This is a genomic window from Bradyrhizobium sp. AZCC 1578, assembly GCF_036924675.1.
In the GTDB taxonomy this organism is placed as follows: domain Bacteria; phylum Pseudomonadota; class Alphaproteobacteria; order Rhizobiales; family Xanthobacteraceae; genus Bradyrhizobium.
The window spans coordinates 3,144,938-3,165,554 of record NZ_JAZHRZ010000001.1 but is presented as its reverse complement, the minus strand read 5'-3'; the positions used below and the strand labels follow the sequence as shown (position 1 = coordinate 3,165,554).

The 20,617-nt window shown below is 63.2% G+C and carries 15 protein-coding genes and 1 pseudogene; 8 read left to right on the top strand and 8 right to left on the bottom strand.

What is annotated here, in order from left to right; genetic code table 11:
• Window positions 1–67: 67 nt before the first annotated feature.
• A complete protein-coding gene (locus tag V1290_RS15120; RefSeq protein ID WP_334365148.1) occupies window positions 68–1,462 on the bottom strand; it encodes a lytic murein transglycosylase in 1,395 nt (464 codons plus the stop codon).
• A gap of 231 nt (window positions 1,463–1,693) precedes the next feature.
• On the opposite strand from V1290_RS15120, the gene galU reads away from it, so the two are divergent.
• Complete coding sequence (galU, locus tag V1290_RS15115; RefSeq protein ID WP_334365146.1) at window positions 1,694–2,572, top strand: UTP--glucose-1-phosphate uridylyltransferase GalU; 879 nt, start codon at window positions 1,694–1,696, stop codon at window positions 2,570–2,572.
• A gap of 84 nt (window positions 2,573–2,656) precedes the next feature.
• Here galU and V1290_RS15110 read toward each other — a convergent pair whose 3' ends face one another.
• Window positions 2,657–4,183: a GGDEF domain-containing protein gene (locus V1290_RS15110; protein WP_334365145.1), complete on the bottom strand. Its 1,527-nt coding sequence runs from the start codon at window positions 4,181–4,183 to the stop codon at window positions 2,657–2,659.
• A gap of 133 nt (window positions 4,184–4,316) precedes the next feature.
• On the opposite strand from V1290_RS15110, the gene V1290_RS15105 reads away from it, so the two are divergent.
• Window positions 4,317–4,601 (top strand): DUF7662 domain-containing protein, encoded by a 285-nt coding sequence (locus V1290_RS15105; protein WP_334365144.1) that lies wholly within the window; start codon window positions 4,317–4,319, stop codon window positions 4,599–4,601.
• Between the two features lie 94 nt (window positions 4,602–4,695).
• Here V1290_RS15105 and V1290_RS15100 read toward each other — a convergent pair whose 3' ends face one another.
• Window positions 4,696–7,572, bottom strand: a complete 2,877-nt coding sequence (locus V1290_RS15100) for an EAL domain-containing protein (protein ID WP_334365143.1) — start codon at window positions 7,570–7,572, stop codon at window positions 4,696–4,698.
• A 121-nt stretch (window positions 7,573–7,693) separates the two neighbouring features.
• A complete protein-coding gene (locus V1290_RS15095) occupies window positions 7,694–8,692 on the bottom strand; it encodes an NAD(P)H-quinone oxidoreductase (RefSeq protein WP_334365142.1) in 999 nt (332 codons plus the stop codon).
• A 121-nt stretch (window positions 8,693–8,813) separates the two neighbouring features.
• Here V1290_RS15095 and V1290_RS15090 point away from each other — a divergent pair, with 121 nt between their 5' ends.
• Both V1290_RS15090 and rcdA read left to right on the top strand, forming a co-directional pair.
• On the top strand, window positions 8,814–9,005 hold the full coding sequence (locus V1290_RS15090) for a DUF1192 domain-containing protein (protein WP_065726730.1): 192 nt from the start codon (window positions 8,814–8,816) through the stop codon (window positions 9,003–9,005).
• Window positions 9,006–9,508: 503 nt separating this feature from the next.
• Entirely contained in the window at window positions 9,509–10,021 is a 513-nt protein-coding gene (gene rcdA, locus V1290_RS15085) for a protease adaptor protein RcdA (RefSeq protein ID WP_334365141.1), read from the top strand.
• A 188-nt stretch (window positions 10,022–10,209) separates the two neighbouring features.
• Here the strand turns inward: rcdA and rpmE are convergent, their stop codons facing one another.
• Window positions 10,210–10,437 carry a 50S ribosomal protein L31 gene (rpmE, locus tag V1290_RS15080; RefSeq protein WP_057833964.1) on the bottom strand — a complete coding sequence of 76 codons (228 nt, stop codon included), beginning with the start codon at window positions 10,435–10,437 and terminating at the stop codon, window positions 10,210–10,212.
• A gap of 180 nt (window positions 10,438–10,617) precedes the next feature.
• On the opposite strand from rpmE, the gene V1290_RS15075 reads away from it, so the two are divergent.
• On the top strand, window positions 10,618–12,471 hold the full coding sequence (locus V1290_RS15075) for an ABC transporter ATP-binding protein/permease (protein ID WP_334365138.1): 1,854 nt from the start codon (window positions 10,618–10,620) through the stop codon (window positions 12,469–12,471).
• Between the two features lie 18 nt (window positions 12,472–12,489).
• Here V1290_RS15075 and V1290_RS15070 read toward each other — a convergent pair whose 3' ends face one another.
• From V1290_RS15070 to V1290_RS15060, 3 genes are all read right to left on the bottom strand, one after another.
• Window positions 12,490–12,939, bottom strand: coding sequence for a GNAT family N-acetyltransferase (locus V1290_RS15070; RefSeq protein ID WP_334365136.1), 450 nt, complete (start codon window positions 12,937–12,939; stop codon window positions 12,490–12,492).
• A 107-nt stretch (window positions 12,940–13,046) separates the two neighbouring features.
• A complete protein-coding gene (locus V1290_RS15065) occupies window positions 13,047–14,072 on the bottom strand; it encodes a peptidoglycan -binding protein (RefSeq protein ID WP_028349258.1) in 1,026 nt (341 codons plus the stop codon).
• A gap of 175 nt (window positions 14,073–14,247) precedes the next feature.
• On the bottom strand, window positions 14,248–15,243 hold the full coding sequence (locus V1290_RS15060; protein ID WP_334365135.1) for a flagellar motor protein MotA: 996 nt from the start codon (window positions 15,241–15,243) through the stop codon (window positions 14,248–14,250).
• A gap of 289 nt (window positions 15,244–15,532) precedes the next feature.
• Here V1290_RS15060 and V1290_RS15055 point away from each other — a divergent pair.
• From V1290_RS15055 to V1290_RS15045, 3 genes and pseudogenes are all read left to right on the top strand, one after another.
• Window positions 15,533–15,799: pseudogene (locus tag V1290_RS15055) on the top strand (SAM-dependent methyltransferase); the annotation flags it as partial.
• Between the two features lie 308 nt (window positions 15,800–16,107).
• Entirely contained in the window at window positions 16,108–17,313 is a 1,206-nt protein-coding gene (locus tag V1290_RS15050; protein ID WP_334365134.1) for an efflux RND transporter periplasmic adaptor subunit, read from the top strand.
• A 9-nt stretch (window positions 17,314–17,322) separates the two neighbouring features.
• The gene (locus V1290_RS15045) at window positions 17,323–20,478 is read left to right on the top strand and encodes a multidrug efflux RND transporter permease subunit (RefSeq protein WP_334365133.1); all 3,156 of its coding nucleotides are present in this window, start codon (window positions 17,323–17,325) and stop codon (window positions 20,476–20,478) included.
• Window positions 20,479–20,617: the final 139 nt, after the last annotated feature.

Genomic DNA, 20,617 nt, shown 5'->3' with positions numbered 1-20,617 from the left:
CAGGCCCAGCGTCAAGGCTCCTGCCGAATCGTGGTTTTCAGGGTCATTTAGGCGCTGAAAACAGGTCTTAACGGCCCCGCAGCCGCTCCAGCACGTCGGAAGAGGCAAATCCGTCCGCTGGCGCTCCGATCGAAGCCTGGAAGCTGCGGAGCGCCTCCCGCGTCTGGCCACCGAACTGGCCATCCGGCGTGCCCTTGTAGAAGCCGCGCTGCGCCAGGAGCTGCTGCAGTTCCAGTCGCTCCGCCCGCGACAGCACCCGTTCCTGCCGCGGCCAGGGTTGCACGAACGGCGGCCCGCCGCGCAGGCGGTCGGCAAAATGGCCGATCGCCAGCGCATAGGCCTCGGCCGGGTTGTACTTCATGATCACCCGGAAATTCTGCAGCATCAGGAAGCCGGGCCCCTGCATGCCGGCCGGCGCCAGCAGATAGGCCCTCTCGGTTGTGTCGGGAAACGGCTTGCCATCGGCCCGCTTCAGTCCCTGGCTCTGCCACTGCGCAATCGTCATCGCCTTGGACTTGTCCGCCAGCATGAAATTAAAACCCTCCGGCAGCACTACCTCGTAACCCCAGCTCCGGCTGGTCTGCCAGCCGTCTTTCTTGAGGTTGTTGGCGGTGGAGGCGATCAGATCGGCGACGTTGTCGACGACGTCGCGGCGGCCGTCGCCGTCGGCGTCGACGGCATAGCGCTTGAAGGCGGTCGGCATGAACTGCGTCGGCCCGAACGCGCCGGCCCAGGAGCCGCGCATCTGTTCGGGTCTGAGATCGCCGCGGTTGAGGATCTCGATCGCGGTGAGGAATTCATCCTTGAAATAGGCTTGGCGGCGGCCGATGCAGGCCAGTGTCGCGGTCGATCGGACCACGTTGCGGTCGCCCACTTGCGTCGAGTAGTTCGATTCGATGCCCCAGATCGATGCGATGATGTAGCGGTCGACGCCATAGGCTTTCTCCACCGCGTCGAATTGCGGCTTGTATTGGGCGAGGATCTCGCTGCCTTTGGCAAGGCGGTTGTCGTTGACGAGGATGTCGAGATAGTCCCAGATCGCCTTGGTGAATTCGGGCTGCGAGTCCATCAGGTCCATGATACGCAAATCAGGCTCGAGGCCGGCGGTGAAGCGCTCGAAATTTTGCTGGGTGATGTTGCGGCGCGCAGCATCCGGCCACATCGAGGCGATGCAATTTTGAAAATTCGCCGCCGCCTGCCGGATCGCGGATGCCGTCATCAGCGGATGGCCGGAGGCGCCGTCTTCGCCGCTCCAGGGCGGCGGACTGCCGTCCGGGCCGGGCGTAGCCTGCTGCGCCACGGCCTTCTGACCTGAGAAGATGTTGCCGAAAAAGTTCGAAACCCCGTTGCCGGAGGATTGGGCTTGAGATTGGGCCTGGGACTGGCCGCTGGAACACAACAGCGCTGCGGCGATTAAGATCGCGCCGGTTCGATTACTCGTCACTCGTTCCAAGAGGCCCATGCCGTACCCGTCCGTCGAAACCAACCCCGTGCCAGAAGGCCCTGACACGGTTTCCAATAGCTTAACAGAGGGCATTTTGTTGTCCCGCCCGGCGCGCGCAAGGGGAGGCGCAAGTCGGGCGGGAACGCCACCATACATCCGCCTTTGTTCAAGGGTGCAAACCGGCTATCAACGTGCAATCAAAGCACTTTCCTCATTTCCAAATCTCAATATCAAGGCGCCCGACATCCCATGAAAATCCGTAAAGCCGTCTTCCCGGTCGCCGGCCTCGGCACCCGCGTCCTGCCCGCCACCAAGGCGATGCCGAAGGAAATGCTGACCATCGTCGACAAGCCGCTGATTCAATACGTGGTCGACGAGGCCAGGGAGGCCGGCATCGAGCATTTCGTCTTCGTCACCGGGCGCAACAAGGGGGTGATCGAGGACCATTTCGACCGGATGTTCGAACTCGACACCACGCTGGCTCAGCGCGGCAAGAAGGCCGAGCAGGACATCCTGGCGCGCGACCAGCCCGAAGCCGGCGCCATGAGTTTCACCCGCCAGCAGGCGCCGCTCGGCCTCGGCCACGCGGTCTGGTGCGCACGCGATATTGTTGGCGATGAGCCGTTCGCCGTGGTGCTGCCGGACGAACTGGTGCTCAACAGCCCGGGTTGCCTGAAGCAGATGATCGAGGCCGCAGCGAAACTCGGCGCCAAATCCAATCTGCTCGCGGTGGAGGCGGTGCCCGACGAATTCACCCACCAGTATGGCATCTGCGGCGTCGGCAAGCGCCTGGCCAAAAACATGTTCGAGGTCGACGGCATGGTGGAGAAACCGCCGAAGGGCACCGCGCCGTCAAACCTTTCGATCACCGGGCGTTACATCCTGCAGCCGGAAATCTTCAAGATCCTCGAAACCCAGGAGCGCGGCGCAGGCAACGAGATCCAGCTCACCGATGCGATGAAAACTCTCGCCAAGACGCAAAAGTTCTACGGCGTGGAATTCGAGGGCGAGCGGCACGACTGCGGTTCGAAATCCGGTTTCCTTCGCGCCAACATCGCCTACGGCATGGCCCGCGCCGAGCTGCGCGAAGGCCTGCGCGCGGAGATGAAGAAGTATCTGGTGGAATAGGGGCGAGGACGCATTCCGCATTTCTCCGCTGTCATCCGGTCGGCCAGCGGCCGGACCGGGTGGCGGGCATGACGAGACTGTGCCTTAAGCCACCAGCGCGAGCTGCGGGATGGCGGCGACCACCGACTGGTTGCGGCCGTTGGCCTTGGCCGCGTAGAGGGCCTTGTCGGCCGCTTCGATCAGATAGGACCAATCGATCGCTGCCGTGGGCGTCATACTCGCCACGCCGATACTCACCGTCGTCACGCTGGGGTCTTCGGCCCATTGTTCGACTTTGAGGCGGATGGTTTCGGCGACGGTGAGCGCTTCCACCGCCGAGAGGCCGGGCAGCAGTACCGCGAATTCCTCGCCGCCGTATCTGGCCGGACAGTCGCCGGCTCGCCCCACCGAATCCGAAATGCAGATCGCAATGCCGACCAGCACCTGGTCGCCGGCCTGATGTCCAAACGTGTCATTGTACGATTTGAAATGATCGGCATCGATCATCAGCACCGCGACGGGGGTCTGGTTGCGCGTCGCCCGCCGCCATTCCAGGTCGATCTCGGAATCGAATTTGCGCCGGTTCTTCAGGCCGGTGAGCGCGTCGGTGGTCGCAAGCTCTTCCAGCTTTTCCTCAGCCTCGGCGCGGCGGCCGATCTCGCGTGCGAGGAACAATGTGGTGCCGAACACGAACAGGATCAGGGCCACCATGACCGCGCCGATCCGGATCACCTCCCGGTGCCAGAGGCTCAGGATGCTCGCCAGCGGTTTTCCAACTACGACAAAGAACAGGCTCGTATTGGCGCTTCGAACGTAAAGCCGCGGTGTCGGGTCCACCGGTCCGACCCCGGCGTAGGACCCGCCTTGCGTCAGATTTGCCGGATTCCAGTTTTTTCGCTCTGCCAGATTTTTGCCGACGATGTCGAGGTCGAACGGCTTGCGCATGATGATCGTCCGGTCACGGCGCAATACCGTGATCGTATCGGTGGGATCGAGTGTCAGCCGCCCGAACAAATCGTGGAAATAGCTGAAGCGGATCGAGCCCACGACCACACCGAGAAAACCACCATCGGCGTCGGTGACGCGTCGGCTGAGCACGATCGAATAGGCGCTGCGATGCAGCATCGGACGGCTCATGTACAAGCCCACGTCGGGCTTGTCGCGATGGACGAAGAAGTATTCCTCATCGCTGCGATCCTCCGGCACGGGGTCGAGGCTTGCCGCATCGATGGTCAGCTTGCCCTGCGCGTCGAACACCTGGATCGCGCCGAAATGCCTGGCAGTCGCGGCATGATCGAACAGAATCAGATGGCGAATCTCCTTGCTGACCTTTTCGATCTCCGGCATCACCAGATTGGTGGCGACGTTACGCAGCGACAGATCGTAGAGTTCGATATTCCGGCTGATATCGGCGTCGATGCTCGAGGCCAGATTTTCCAGCGTCTGCCGCGCCAGCTCTTCCTCGCCGCGGCGCATGTCGAACATGACGCTGGTGCAAATCGCGGAGAAGCCGATCACGGCCGCGACCGACGACGCGATCAACAGCTTTACGGACAATCGCCAGGGGCGGCGGCCGAAGTCTTTCCTGAACCAACCCTTTCTGGCTACGTCGCTTTGCCGCTCGAATAGCATTCATCCGCTCCAAGCCTTCCGGTATGCGCCGGATAAATTGTTGCGGTCTTAAGCGGCGACGGCGATATGGTAGACAGTTAACATTCAGTTGCCGGCGCCGACGGTTTTGTGCAATTCGCTTAAGAGGACACGCGTGAACGTTTACGATCCGTTGCGGGACTATCTGAAGGCGCAGACGCGCACCGAATTCGTGTTGAGCTTCGAAGAGATCGAGGAGATCATCGATGCGGCGCTGCCGCGCGCCGCGCACCGTGCGTCATGGTGGGAGACGTTGCGGAGCCCGCAGGAGAAGATGCCGCAGCGCGAGGCCTGCCTCGAAGCCGGCTACATCGCAACGCGGCAGGCGGATGGAACGAGCGTGAAGTTCAAGAGAATGCCTCAAGACCGCCGTCGTCCCCGCGAACGTGGGGACCCATAACCACCGGGCGTTGTTGTAGAAGGCAATTAGCCCCATCGTTTCACGGAAAAGCCGCGGCGTATGGGCCCCTGCTTTCGCAGGGGCGACGAAGACATTAGCTCGCCGCTTCCAGCCGTTCTTCGGTCAATAGCCGCATCGCTGCGTCGGCGTCCATCGGCTCGCCGAAGGCAAAGCCTTGCGCGTATTCGCAGCCCAACTGATAGAGCTCGACCGCATCCGAATCCGTCTCCGCGCCTTCAGCCACCACGTCCATGCCGAGGTCATGCGCCAGCGCAATGATCGATTTGAGGATCACCGGCCGCGTGCCGCGGCTGGTGGTGCGCACGAAGGACTGGTCGATCTTGATGGTGTCGAAGGGGAAGCGCTGCAGGTATGCCAGCGAGGAATGGCCGGTGCCGAAATCGTCCAGCGATAGTCCGGTGCCGAGTTCGCGAATGCGCGCCAGCATCTGCGCGGCATGCTCCGGATTCTCCATCACAAGCGACTCGGTGAGCTCCAGCTTAAGCGTGCCGCGCGCCACCGACGAGCGCGACAGTACGGTGCGGATATCGTGGATCAAGTCATGGCGCAGCAACTGCCGCGAGGAAACGTTGACGGAGGCGAAGATCGGTTCGCGCGAGCGCATCGCGCGCTGCCATACCGAGAGCTGCCGCGCCGTCTGGTCCAGCACGAACATGCCGAGATCGACGATCAGGCCGATCTCCTCGGCAATCGTGATGAATTCCGACGGCGACATCCGGCCGAGCTTGGGATGATCCCAGCGCGCCAGGGCCTCGAAGCCGGCGATCGAGCGATCTTCCAGCCGTACGATCGGCTGGTAGAGAATGGTGATTTCCTGCCGCTCGATGGCCCGGCGCAATTCGCTTTCCAGCGTCAGGCGGTCGGTCTTTCGCGCGCGCATCGCCGGCTTGTAGACGTCGATGCGGTCGCCGCCGATGCGCTTGGAGTGATACATCGCAAGCTCGGCGTCCTTGATGATCTCGTCGGACAATTGCGTCTGCGGATCCGACAGCGCGAGCCCGATGGACGCGGTCAGGAAGATCTCGCGGTCGTTGAAGGCGATCGGCGCGCGGATGGTCTTGCGGATGGTTTCGGCGAAGGCGGTGATACGTGCCGGGTCCTGTTCCGACATCAGGATCAGGCCGAACTGGTCGCCGGCCAGCCGCGCCAGCGTATCCTGCGGTTTCAGGATGCGCGTCAGCCGACGCGCCAGCGTCAGCAGGATGGAGTCGCCGACCGCAATGCCGACGGAATCGTTGACCTGCTTGAAGCGATCGAGGTCGATCACCATCAGCGTCGGCCGCAGGTTCGGCATGCTCTTGGCGAAATTCGCCACCGCGCCGAGGCGATCCATGAACAGTTTGCGGTTGGGCAGGCCGGTGAGGTTGTCATGCACGGAGTCGTGCAGCATGCGCTCTTCGGCGTTCTTGATTTCGGTGACGTCGGTCAGCGTTCCAACCACGCGCGAGACTTCACCGTCGGAGCCGACCACCGGGCGCGCCTTCAGCGCGAACCACATGAAGTGGCCGTCAGGCGTGCGCAGGCGGAAATCCTGCACCAGCCGGCCGCGGCGCTGGTCGAGCACGCTGTCCAGCGCGGCACGGAAGCGATCCTGGTCGAGCGGGTGCAGCACCTCCAGCCATTTTGCGGCCGGACCTTCCAGCGTGCCGCGCTTCAGCCCGAGCAGGCTTTCGGTCTCCGGGCTGGTGAACACCTTGTCGGCTGAGACGTCCCAGTCCCAGATCAGGTCGCCAGAGCCGGTCAGCGCCAGCGCGCGGCGCTCGATGTCGGAGACGATGCCGGTTGTCGCGCCGCCACCGGCGAACGCGTGCTGCATCACCGTAAATCCGATCAGCATCACGATCAGCACGAGGCCGCCGAGCAGCGCCGGACCTACGATGTCGTTGGTGACGCTTCCCGCCACCGTCATGCCGGCGGCGATCACCCAGACCACCAGCAGGAACCAGGTCGGGATCAACAACACCGCGCGGTCGAAACCATGCGTCGAGAGATAGACGATCAGCGCAAAGCCGGCGAAGGCGATCAAGACCAGCGAGATGCGCGCAATGCCCGAGGCGACCGCGGGATCGAACAGCGCCAGCGCTACCAGCGATCCCAGGAAGGCCAGCCAGCCGACGGTGATGTGGGAATAGCGCACATGCCAGCGGCTCAAGTTGAGATAGGCGAACAGAAACACCAGCAGCGTCGCTGCGAGGATCGCTTCGCCGGCCGCGCGCCAGACGCGCTCGGCATTGTTCGACATGTCGAGCACCTTGCCCCAAAAGCCGAAATCGACGCCGATATAGACCAGCACCGCCCAGGCCAGCGCGGCTGCGGCGGGGAACATGATGCTGCCCTTGACCACGAACAGGATCGTCAGCACCAGCGCCAGCAGGCCGGAAATGCCGATCACGATGCCCTGGTAGAGCGTGAACGAGTTGACCTTGTCCTTGTAGGCGTCGGGTTCCCAGAGATAGAGCTGCGGCAGCTTGTCGGTGCGCAGCTCCGCCACGAAGGTGATGACGGCGCCGGGGTCGAGCGTGATGCGGAAGATGTCGGCCGTTGCGCTTTCCTGGCGCTCGGGACGATCGCCGGTCGATGGCGTGATGGTTGCGATGCGCGACAGGCCGAGGTCGGGCCACAACAGACCCGATGACACGATCCGATAGTGCGGCGCGACGATCAGACGATCGAGCTGGTCGTCGGTATTGTTGGCAAGCGCGAACACCACCCAGTTCTGTCCGCCCTCGCGGGCGCGCACTTCGATACGGCGGACGATGCCATCGGTTCCCGGCGCTGTCGAAACCTGGATACGATCGGTTTCGCTGCGCTGATGGTCGAGCACTGCGGTGAGATCGATGGCAGGCGCGTCGCTGCGGACGCTGACCGCGTCGATGGCATGCGCCGCAGGCGCGGCCATAACAATCATGAGGCCCAGCGCGAATAGCGCAAGGCACCTGATCAGACGCAATGTCAGTACTCCGCGACCAACGATTCTCCCGGCCCAGCGAACGGGGTCGGCGTTGCCGCGATAAATGACATGAAAGCGAAGCAAATCAAAGGGTTTCCACCCGCGCTTCGCTCGCGATCGGCTAGACCGACAACACAATTTTGCCAATATGTGCGGAGGTCTCCATCCGCCGGTGCGCGTCGGCCGCTTTTTCCAGCGGGAATGAGCTGTCCATCAGCGGTTTTACACGTCCTTCGCGCAATAGCGGCATCACCTTGGCCTCGATCGCGGCGACCATCGCTGCCTTATCCGCATTAGTACGGGGGCGCAGCGTGGAGCCGGTATGGGTCAGTCGCTTCACCATCACCTTGGCAATGTTGACGGTGACCTTGGGGCCGTTGAGCGTCGCGATCTGCACGATACGGCCATCGACCGCGGCAGCGTCATAGTTGCGATCGACATAGTCGCCGGCGACCATGTCGAGGATCAGGTTGGCGCCGACATTGTTGGTCTCCGCCTTGACCACGGCGACGAAGTCTTCGGTCTTGTAATTGATCGCGCGGTCGGCGCCGAGCTTGAGGCAGGCGTCGATCTTGTCCTGAGAGCCGACGGTCACGATCACCTTGGAGCCGAACGCTTTCGCAAGCTGGATCGCCATGGTGCCGATGCCGGACGAGCCGCCGTGGATCAGAAGCGTTTCGCCGGGCTTGAGCGCGCCGCGCTCGAACACATTGTGCCAGACGGTCATCAGCGTTTCCGGGATCGCGCCGGCTTCCTGGATCGACAGCGACGGCGGCACCGCCATCGCCTGCGCGTCTTGCGCAATGCAATACTGGGCGTAGCCACCGCCCGCGACCAGCGACATCACCTTGTCGCCGAGCTTGTGCTTTTTGGCGCCTTCGCCAAGCGCCACCACTTCGCCCGCGATTTCAAGGCCGGGCAGGTCGCTGGCGCCGGGCGGCGGCGGGTAAGCGCCCGACCGCTGCGCAACGTCGGGGCGGTTGACACCCGCCGCCATCACCTTGACCAGGATCTCGCCTGGGCCGGGCGCTGGAACGCTGCGGGTTTCGGGCAACAGCACTTCGGGGCCGCCTGGCTTGCTGATGCCGATGACGGTCATTTGCGCGGGCAGCTTTTCCATGATTTGTCCTTGCGAAAGGCTGAGAATTGAAGGCAGCCTCTGATTAGCCAGCCCGGCTGCGGCTGGCAACCGCGAGAAGGGACGGCCAGATCTGCAGGGAAATGCCGAAAGGAGGAAACGCATGGCCATCGAAGACGACGACAAGCCACGGAAGAAAATCAGCCATGAGATCGGCCAGGACCTGTCGCTGCTCTCGGTCGAGGAACTGACGGAGCGCATCGCGCTCTTGAATTCGGAAATCGCGCGGCTGCAAGAGGCCGTCACCAAAAAGCGCGCGTCAAAGGACGCCGCGAACAGTTTCTTCAAATCGTAGGATTTTTAGAACGCGCGCTCATTCCTGGTCGTCCTGCGAACGCAGGGACCCATACGCCGCGGCCCCATCTTGTGGCAGGGCCGCTGGCCGACTTTCCCTCAATTTCATCTGCCGGTGGTTATGGGTTCCTGCGTTCGCAGGGACGACCCGTGGATGAAGTCAATCACAAACTCGGCCAATGGCCGACATGGCAAACAATCTCTAAAGAAAATCGTTCGTTTACGGTCCGTTAAGCTTTCTCGATTATGACTGTCATCGTCCTCGTTTGGACACCGAGTGGCTCCTGTCCACTCTGTTTGACGCCTCCCTGTTATCAACTTCAAAAGCCGCCGGAAACGGCGGCTCTTTTTTGTGCTTTCCACGGCTATTTTGTGCCCCCACGAGCTGGAAACCATAAATCCGGTTGCCGCTGGACTCTCGACTTCGCCCGAGCAATGATTTGTTCATCATAAGCCGGTGGTTCACAGCCGGTTGGGGCAAATAGTGGCGTGAGGGCGTTAACCATGGCGGACCGTTCGCAAAGCGAATCCGCGCTCGTTCTGTTCAGCGAGCGGCTGACTAATTCGGTGGCGTTCGGAACTCTCTTCCGGGAAGGCATGGATCTGGTCGAGGAAACCGCCGCCTATCTCGATGGCGACGGCCGCACCGAAGCCAAGGCGCTCGAACGTTCTGTCAGCCTTACTTACGCAACCGAAAGCATGCGCCTGACCACCCGCTTGATGCAGCTTGCGTCATGGCTGTTGCTGCATCGCGCGGTCAAGGAAGGCGAGATGACGCTGACCCAGGCCAATCGGGAAAAGACCAAGGTCAAGCTCACGGCCGCCGATCCCGGGCCGCAGGACATGATCGAGAAGCTCCCGCAGCAATTGCAGGATCTGATTGCGCGATCGATGAGCCTGCAGACGCGGGTCCGTCGCCTCGATATCTCGATCCACGCGGCGCCCGCGGAACGCGGGCCGATCGGCAATCCGCTGGTGCCGCAGCTCAACAGGTTGAAAGCGGCGTTCGAGCAGTAAGGTTCTCTCCGCCGTCATTGCGAGCGTAGCGAAGCAATCCATCTCTCAGCGCATGCGGAGCGATGGATTGCTTCGTCGCTTTGCTCCTCGCGATGATGAGGATAGGCCGCAGCACCAAAATAAAAACGCCCCGGGCTGACCGGGGCGTTTCGCATTTCTGAACCCAAAGAAAGCAGGACCGGACGGCCTCAGTCCTTCTTGAGGAAGCCCGAAAACTTCTTCTGGAAGCGCGACACTCGGCCGCCGCGGTCGAGGATCTGCTGCGAGCCGCCGGTCCAGGCCGGGTGCGACTTGGGATCGATATCGAGGTTCAGCTTGTCGCCTTCCTTGCCCCAGGTGGAGCGGGTCTGGTACTCTGTCCCGTCGGTCATCACGACCGTAATCGTATGATAATTCGGATGAATTTCGGCTTTCATGGCATATCCTTCGGCGCGCCGGCGCCCGTCTCAACTGTCAGGGGATACGGGATTTGCCGGCTCTATAGCTCAGGAAGCCTGTCAAAACAAGCTACGTATATGTCCTGATTGGGAATCTCCCGATTTGCCAGAGGGGGGCGCGGAGGCCTATCTGGGGGCAGAAAAGACGGGTCGGATTTCATGAGCGCAGTGGAACAGATTGAAGCCCCCCGCGGCACGCCGCCGCGTGACGCCCTGCTCGAGGAAGAGGCCTTCATCGAGCGCCAGTTGACGCAATCGCCGGCCAGGACCGGCGCCAGGCTGCGCCCGCTGCTGGCGCTCGCGCCCTATGTTGCGCGCTACCGCGGGCGTGCGGCGCTCGCTTTCATTTCGTTGACGGTCGCGGCGATCACCACGCTGGTCGTGCCGATCGCCATCCGGCGCATGATCGATTTCGGCTTCAGTCCCGAAGGCATCGCCCTGATCAACAGCTATTTCAGCGTCATGATCGCGGTCGTCGCGGTGCTCGCCGCCGCCAGCGCGTCGCGTTACTACCTCGTCATGACGATCGGCGAGCGCATCGTTGCCGACGTCAGGCGCGACGTGTTCGCGCATCTGATCTCACTCTCGCCCGCATTTTTCGATTCCGCGCGTTCGGGCGAGTTGGTGTCGCGGCTGACGGCCGATACCACCCAGATCAAGTCCGCGGTCGGCGCCTCGGTATCCATCGCGCTGCGCAACATGATGCTGTTCATCGGCGCCGCCACCATGATGGTGATCACGAGCCCCAAGCTTTCAGGCTTCGTGCTGCTGGCGATCCCCGTGATCGTGATCCCGCTGGTCGCCTTCGGGCGCTGGGTGCGGCGGCTGTCGCGCAACGCGCAGGATACGCTGGCGGATGCCAGCGCGTACGCTTCCGAACTGGTCGGCGCGATCAGGACCGTGCAGGCCTATACCAGCGAACGGATGGCCACCGCCCGCTTCGGCGGCGATGTCGAACAGGCCTATGAGGCGGCGCGCAGCTCGACACGGGCGCGCGCGGTGCTGACGCTGATCATCATCTTCATCGTGTTCTCCAGCGTGGTGGCGATTCTCTGGGTCGGCTCGCACGACGTGCTGACCGGCCAGATCACGCCGGGCCGGCTCGGTCAGTTCGTACTGTATGCGGCGTTCGCCGCCGCCGGTCTCGGACAGCTTAGCGAGGTATGGGGCGAAGTCTCGGCCGCCTCCGGCGCCGCCGAGCGGCTGTTCGAGATTCTTCGGGTCAAGTCGCAGATCACGGCCCCGCCGCAGCCCGTCGCGCTGCCGCAGCCTGCGCGCGGCGACGTCGGGTTCGAGAACGTCAGCTTTGCCTATCCGGCGCGGCCGGATGTGCTCGCGATCGATCAGGTTTCGCTCTCGGTCAAGGCCGGCGAGAAGGTCGCGATCGTAGGTCCCTCGGGTGCGGGCAAGAGCACGCTGTTTCATCTCCTGCTGCGGTTCTACGATCCGGCCAAGGGCACGATCTCGCTTGACGGCGTGCCGATCAAATCGGCGGATCCGCTTGACGTGCGCTCGCGGATTGCGCTGGTGCCACAGGACTCGGTGGTGTTTGCGGCCACGGCGCGCGAAAACATCCGTTTCGGCCGGCCCGATGCCACCGACGCCGAGGTCGAGCGCGCCGCCGATCTCGCGCACGCCACCGAATTCCTGCGCAAGCTGCCCGGCGGCTTCGAGGCGCAACTCGGCGAGCGCGGCGTGACGCTGTCCGGCGGCCAGCGCCAGCGCATCGCGATTGCGCGTGCGATCCTGCGTGACGCGCCGCTACTGCTGCTCGACGAAGCGACGTCAGCGCTCGATGCCGAAAGCGAGACGCTGGTGCAGACCGCGCTGGAAGAGCTGATGCGCCACCGCACCACGCTCGTCATCGCGCATCGCCTCGCCACCGTGCTCTCCTGCGACCGCATCATGGTGATGGACCAGGGCAGGATCGTCGAGCAGGGCACGCATGCCGAGCTGGTCGCGGCGAACGGACTGTACGCGCGATTGGCGCGGCTGCAGTTCGAGGGCGTGTAGCCGATCTGGGTGAGGGTGTTACGCCTTCCATTCCATCTTCAACACCGGCCTGCCTGACGTCGGGTTTACATCCTCGCCGGCATGTTCAAAGCCGTTGCGCTCGTAGAAGCGGATCGCGCGGGCGTTGTCCTTGTTGACCAGAAGCGTGATGCCCTTCGGCGAGAGGTCTTTGGCCTCGTCGACCAACATGTACGCAACGCCGGTGCCCCAGTGCTCCGGTGCAACCACAAGCTGGTCGAGATAGCCATCGCGGTCGACGGTGACAAAGCCGATTAGCGCGCCGTCTTGTTCCGCGACCATAATCTCGGCCTTCGGTACGATATCCTTGCGCCAGCGCTCACGCCACCATTTCAGCCGCGAGGCGAAGTCGATCTGGGGATAGGCTTCTTGCCAACTGCGATGCCACAGCGCGATTGCCGCAGCTTCATCCTCTGCGCGATAGAAGCGGAGATTGAAGGAGGTGCTCATACTACATACTCGTCATGCCCGGACTTGATCCGGGCATCCATCTACTAGAGAAACCCTTCTCTTGATGGATTGCCGGGTCAAGCCCGGCAATGACGGGCTCGATCACCTCAACGCTCCGTCAGCTTCAGCTCGATGCGGCGGTTGCGCTTGTAGGCGTCTTCGTTGGGTGCTGAATCGAGCGGCTGGAATTCGGCAAAACCGGCGGCGACCAGCCGTTGCGCGGGAACGCCGAGGAAAACCAGATATTGCACCACGGAGATGGCGCGCGCCGACGACAATTCCCAGTTCGACTTGAACAGCGGCGAGTTGATCGGGCGCATGTCGGTGTGGCCGTCGACCCGCAGCACCCAGCCGATCTCGCTCGGTATCTGCTTGTCCAGATCGATCAGCGCGGTGGCGAGTTTGTCGAGTTCGGAGCGGCCCTCGGGAAGCAGCACCGCCTGGCCGGTATCGAAGAACACTTCCGACTGGAATACGAAGCGGTCGCCGACGATGCGGATATCGGGGCGATTGCCCAGAATGGCGCGCAGACGGCCGAAGAACTCCGAACGGTAGCGCGACAGTTCCTGCACGCGTTGCGCCAGCGCGACGTTCAGGCGCTGGCCGAGATCGGCAATCCGTCCCTGCGATTCCTTGTCACGCTTTTCGGAGGCTTCCAGTGCTTCCTCAAGCGCCGCAAGCTGGCGACGCAGCGCGCTGATCTGCTGGTTCAGCACCTCGATCTGGGCGAGCGCGCGCGAGCTCACCGCCTTTTCGGATTCGAGCGCCTTGTTGAGCTCATTGGCGCGGCCCTGGGCGTCGCCGGCACCACTCAACCCCTCGTAAAGCCCCTTGATGCGGTCACGTTCGCCTTCCGCGGCGGCGAGGCCGGCGCGCAATTGCGCGAGCTGGTCGTCGAGCGTGATCTTGCCGAGCTTTTCCAGCGACAGCAGGTCGTTCAACTGCGCGATCTTGGCGTTGAGTTGTTCGAGCGCCTTGTCCTTGCCGGTGACCTCCTGCGACAGGAAGAATTGCACCACCAAAAACACTGACAGCAGGAACACGATCGACAGCACCAGCGTCGACAGCGCATCGACGAAGCCCGGCCAATAGTTGAAACCGGATTCACTGCGGCGTGCACGGGCGAGGGCCATTTGTCGTCTCCAATCTCGTGTCCCGGACGCGGCGCGGCGTGGAAACGCTGCGCCGCAGAGCCGGGACCTATTCGTGCTGGGTCCCGGCTCTGCGTCGCATCACCATAGCGTGTCGAAGACGCGCGTAAACGCGCTTTTGCCTGCTGCGCCGCGTCCGGGACACGAACTTTCCACTTCAGCTCTTCTCGGGCTGTCTGGCGATCCGTTCCAGGAGCTTCTTGATCTCGCGGTTTTGTTCGCCCTGACCGTCGGCCCATTCGCGGATCATCTGCTGCTCGGTGCGCATATGCGCAACCAGGCCCTGGATCGCCTCGGCCAGATTGGCCATCGCCGCCGTGGTGTTGCGGCTGCCGCCGCTCTCTTCCACCACCGCGCGGATACGTTCCATTGCATGCTGCAGTTCACCGCCGATCCCGGAACTGCCATCGCCATATTCGCGCACGGTGGAGGCGAGCCAGTCTTCAAGGTCGGTATAGAAGCGGTTCTGCGCCTGGCTCGACTGCAGGTCGAGAAAGCCCAGGATCAGGGAGCCCGCGAGGCCGAACAGCGAGGACGAGAACGAAATGCCCATGCCGCCGAGCGGCGCGGCCAAGCCCTCTTTGAGGGTGTCGAACAGCGAGCCGGCATCGCCGCCGACTTTCAGGCCGTCGATCACCTTGCCGACGGAACCGACGGTTTCGATCAGGCCCCAGAAGGTGCCAAGCAGGCCGAGGAAGACCAGCAAGCCTGTCATGTAGCGGGAAATATCACGGGCTTCGTCCAGCCGCGTCGCAATCGAATCCAGCAAGTGCCGCATGGTCTGCTGCGATATCGTCATGCGCCCGGTACGCTCGCCGCCGAGAATTGCCGCCATCGGCGCCAGCAGGGTCGGGCGCCGGTCGATTGCGAGCCCCGGATCGGCGATGCGGAAACTGTTGACCCAGGCCACCTCCGGATAGAGCCGAACCACCTGCCGGAATGACAGGATGATGCCGATCAGGAGCACCCCGCCGATCAGCGCGTTAAGGCCAGGGTTGGCAAAGAACGCCACGGTGATCTGCTTGTAGAGCACGACCGTGACCAGCGCGCAGAGCACCAGGAACACGAGCATCCGCACCAGGAAAATCCGTGGCGAGGACAGTTTGCTCAGCTCGATCTCCATTTCGGAGCGGGAGGAGGGGCCTGAAGGCATTTGCGGGGTGTCATCCGGTTACGAAAAGCCGCGCTGGCGCCAATATGGCACAGCGGGCTGGAGAAAAAAGCTGGCAAGCCGCGATTTCGGGCCGACGGTGGTGGAACATCTTCCCGAAACCCGGCTTTGACATCAGCGTATTTTGGAACGGTTCGATGTCCAACCGAGATTTTTCATGACGTTCTTATATCCCGAGGCGTGGTTGGCCATTGCCGCATCTTTCCCGGTTCTGATGGCGGGCGCCTGGGTGGTGCAGGAGCAGTGGCGGTATCGCGACTGCCGGTTGCATCTGATCCGGCAATATGCCGATCTGTTCGGGGTCGAAAAGGAATGGCGCTGGAGCGGCATGCATTGTCAGCGCAACGTGCAGGACCGGCTGGCGAACTTCGACCGACATCGCGACGAAATCGAGCGCGTGCTTCGCAAGGTCTATGGCGGCGAGACTGCGCTGTGGATGCGGCGCTGGCGCTGGTTCCTGCTCGCCACCGCAGGCCTGTTCGGTTACGCCGGTGGCAGCGAGTGGGGCATCAGCCATTACCGGCTCAAGGCGCCTTAGCCCGAAGTTAACCGATTCGTGCCGGATGCCTCCCGCGCGGTCATCTGCTGCAGCGAAACGGCGGGTTCCCGGCCGTCTGTTTCCGGCCAAACGCAATGGAACCGTCTCACAATCAAGTGAATCTGGAAAAATGAGCGGTAGTTCAGTGTGATAGCGTTGTGTGACATTGGGCCGCCGCGAAATCGTATTGCGTCGCAGCAGCCTGTCCCTATCCTATCTTCCACCAACCGTGAGTTCCCAAGACTCGTACGACAACGTCGCGAATGCTCAACTCGCGCCTTCCAACCTGAACTGGGGCAATGCTTTCAATGTCCGGACTACGAACGCAATCGGCATGCATCATTGTGATGTTGACTGCGATGGCGCCGCTTTTGGCTGGCTGCAATGAACCGATCGCCGCGACCGCAGCGGCAAAGCCGCCCGAGCCTGAAGTAGGCACTTTCACCGTCAGATCTCAGCCCCGCGCCATCGTTCGTGAATTGCCCGGCCGAATCGCACCCACCCGGGTCTCGGAAGTCCGTGCGCGGGTTTCGGGCATCGTCGTCGAGCGCCTGTTCCAGCAGGGCACCGAGGTGAAGGCCGGCGATCCGCTCTACCGGATCGACCCCAAACCGTTCGAGGTGGAACTGCAGGCGAGCGAAGCCGCGCTGGACAAGGCGGAAGCTGCGCTCGATCTCGCCACCCAGCACGCCCGGCGCATTGCGACGCTGACCAGCCAGCGCGCGGCGCCCGAGGCAGAGAACGAAAAGGCCATCGCAGCCCAACGCCAGGCTGAAGCCGAAGTTGGAAGCCGCAGGGCCGATGTCGCCCGCGCGAAGCTCAATCTCGATTATGCGACGATTCGTGCGCCAATCAGCGGCGTCGTTGGCGCCGCACTGGTCAGCGAAGGCGCGCTGGTGGTGCAGAACGAGACCACCAGCCTTGCCACGATCCAACAGCTCGACCCGATCTACGCCGATTTCACCCAATCGATCGCGGAGATGAACAAGCTGCGCCGTGCGCTCGAAAGCGGCGACCTCGACCGGATCGCGCCCGACGTGGCCAAGGTCCGCCTCGTGCTCGACGATGGTCCGGCCTATTCGATTCCCGGCAAGCTTCTGTTCTCTGATGCCAAGGTCGACGCCTATACCGGGCAGGTCACGCTGCGCGGACAGTTTCCGAATCCGAATCGCGAACTACTGCCCGGCATGTATGTCCGCGTCCTGATCGAACAGGGCATCGATTCCGATGCCATGGCCGTGCCGCAGCAGGCGATCCAGCGCGATGCCGGCGGCGGCAGCGAAGTCTTCGTGGTCAAGGACGACGGCCGCGTCGCGACGCAGCCGGTCCGCACCGGCCCGATGCAGGACGGCGTGTGGCTGATCAGCGAGGGCCTCAAGGAGGGCGACCGCGTCATCGTCGACGGGTTCCAGAAGTTTGTTGCCGGCGACAAGGTCAAGGCGGAGGCGTGGATCGATGCGGATGCCTCGGTTGGTTCGATACCGCCAGCACCGGCAGCGCAAGCGTCCCGCTGAGACCGGGACATGCCCAGCTTCTTCATCGACCGGCCGATCTTCGCCTGGGTGGTCGCGCTTTTCATCTGCCTGATCGGCGCGATCTCGATCCCGTTGCTGGCGGTCGCGCAATATCCGATCATCGCACCGCCCTCGATCTCGATCTCGACCAGCTATCCCGGCGCGTCGCCGGAGAACCTCTACAACAGCGTCACGCGGCTGATCGAGGAGGAACTCAACGGCGCCTCCGGCATCCTCAATTTCGAATCTACCTCTGACTCGCTGGGACAGGTCGAAATCATCGCCAACTTCGTGCCCGGCACGGAGACGGGTGCGGCGTCGGTCGAAGTGCAGAACCGACTCAAGCGCGTCGAGGCTCGGCTTCCGCGCGCGGTGATCCAGCAGGGCATCCTGGTCGAGGAGGCCTCCTCTGCCGTGCTGCAGATCATTACGCTGAATTCGGCCGACGGCTCGCTCGACGAAATCGGCCTCGGCGACTTCATGATCCGCAACGTGCTCGGCGAGATCAGGCGCATTCCCGGCGTTGGCCGCGCCACGCTCTATTCCACCGAACGTTCGCTGCGGATCTGGGTCGATCCGGCCAAGCTGGTCGGCTACGGCCTTACCGCCGACGACGTCAACAAGGCGATCTCGGCGCAGAACGCCCAGGTCGCCTCGGGCAGCGTCGGCGCCGAGCCGAGCACGCCGGAGCAGAGGATTTCCGCGCTGGTGCTGGTCAAGGGTCAGCTCTCATCGCCGGATGAATTCGGCGCCATCACGCTGCGCGCCAATCCGGATGGATCGACGGTGCGGCTGCGCGACGTCGCCCGCATCGAGATTGGCGGCCTGAGCTACCAGTTCAACACGCGGCTCAACGGCAAGCCGACGGCGGGCCTTTCGGTGCTGCTGTCGCCGACCGGCAACGCGCTTGCCACCGCCAGCGCCGTCGAAGCCAAGATGAAGGAATTGTCAAAATTCTTTCCGGCCAATATCGGTTACGAAATCCCGTACAACATCACGCCCGTCGTCAAGGCCTCGATCAACAAGGTGTTGATGACGCTGGTGGAAGCGGTGGTGCTGGTCTTCATCGTGATGTTCCTGTTCCTGCAGAACATCCGCTACACCATCATTCCGACCATCGTGGTGCCGGTGGCGCTGCTCGGCACCTGTGCGATGCTGATGGCGGCCGGCTATTCCATCAACATGCTGACCATGTTCGGCATGGTGCTGGCGGTCGGCATTCTCGTCGACGACGCCATCGTCGTGGTCGAGAACGTCGAGCGGATCATGGCGGAAGAGGGCCTGCCGCCGAAGGAAGCGACCCGCAAGGCGATGTCGCAGATCACCAGCGCCATCATCGGCATCACGCTGGTGCTGATGGCCGTGTTCGTGCCGATGGCGTTCTTCCCGGGTTCGGTCGGCATCATCTATCGCCAGTTCTCGGTCACCATGATCTCGGCCATCGCTTTCTCCGCGCTGCTGGCGCTTTCGCTGACGCCGGCGCTGTGCGCGACGCTGTTGAAGCCGGTCGAGGCCGGCCACGGCCATGCGCGCAAGGGCGTGTTCGGCTGGTTCAACCGCGTGCTCGAGACGAGCCGTGGCGGCTATTCGCGCACGGTGCAGGGCTCGCTGAAGCGCACCGGGCGTTTGATGCTGATCTACGCTGCGCTGCTCATCGGCCTCGGCTGGGCCTTCGTCCGGCTGCCCGGCGGCTTCCTGCCGGTCGACGACCAGGGCTTCATCACGACAGACGTGCAGACGCCGTCCGACTCCTCCTACGCCCGCACCGAAGCGGCGGTCGGGGCCGTGGAGAAGTATCTGCTCAATCGCGCCGGCGTCGAGGACGTCACGTTCCTCACCGGCTTCAGCTTCCTCGGCCAGGGCATGAACACCGCGCAGGCCTTCATCACGTTGAAAGACTGGTCGGAACGGGGCAAAAAGGATTCCGCCGCCGCGATCGTCGCCGACATCAACCGCGAGCTTTCGTCGATCCGCGACGCCAGGATCTCGGCGCTGCAGCCGCCGCCGATCGACAACCTCGGCAATTCCTCCGGCTTCTCATTCCGCCTGCAGGACCGCGGCCAGAAGGGCTATCCGGCGCTGGTTGCCGCATCCGACCGGCTGATCGCGGAAGCCAACGCCAGCCCCATCCTGCAGAAGGTCTATGTCGAGGGCCTGCCGCCGGCGCCACAGGTCAATCTGATGATCGACCGCGAAAAAGCCGGCGCATTCGGCGTCACCTTCGAGGACATCAATCAGACGATTTCGACCAATCTCGGCTCGAACTATATCAACGACTTTCCGAACCGCGGCAGGATGCAGCGCGTGATCGTGCAGGCCGACCGCGCCAGCCGCATGAACGCCGACGACATCCTCAACTACAACGTCAAGAACAGCCGCGGTCAGTTGGTGCCGTTCTCCGCTTTCGCCACGGTCCAGTGGTCGAAGGGCCCGACCCAGATCGCGGGCTTCAACTACTATCCCGCCGTGCGCATCTCAGGCGAAGCCAAGCCCGGCTTCACCTCCGGCGATGCCATCGCCGAGATGGAGCGGCTGGCCAACAAGCTGCCGCGCGGCTTCGGTTTCGAATGGACCGGCCAATCGCTGCAGGAAAAGCTGTCGGGCTCGCAGGCGCCGTTCCTGCTCGGCCTCTCGGTGCTGGTGGTGTTCCTGCTGCTTGCCGCGCTCTATGAGAGCTGGACCATTCCGCTTGCGGTCTTGCTGACGGTGCCGCTCGGCATCTGCGGCGCGGTGATTGCCGCGACCATGCGGGGGCTGCCGAACGACGTCTACTTCACCGTCGGCCTGATCACCATCATCGGCCTGGCGGCGAAAGACGCCATCCTCATCATCGAATTCGCCAAGGATTTGCGCGCGCAGGGCAAGCCGCTGATTGAAGCGACGGTCGAAGCCTGTTCGTTGCGCTTCCGCCCGATTTTGATGACCGGCCTAGCCTTCGTCTGCGGCGTGCTGCCAATGGCGATTGCGACGGGAGCCGGCGGCGCCAGCCAGCAGGCGCTCGGCACCAGCGTGATGGGCGGCATGATCGCGGTGGTGATCCTGGCGCTGTTGATGGTGCCGGTGTTCTTCGTCTCTGTGCAGCGCGTGCTGGCGGGGGACCGGGAGAAGGTGGAGGAAGCGGCGGCAGCCGAGGTGGCTGGCCCGCCGGCGCCGGTGAAGTCATAGACGCTGTCATGCTCCGTGACCCCGCGACGCCAGGGCTTCGCCGCGACTTGCGGCGTCGGGCCGTCGAGGAGCCTTGGCGCAGGCGGCGGCGATGCATCCAGTCCGTGAACCCATAAATTTGCCGGGCTGACGCCGCGCC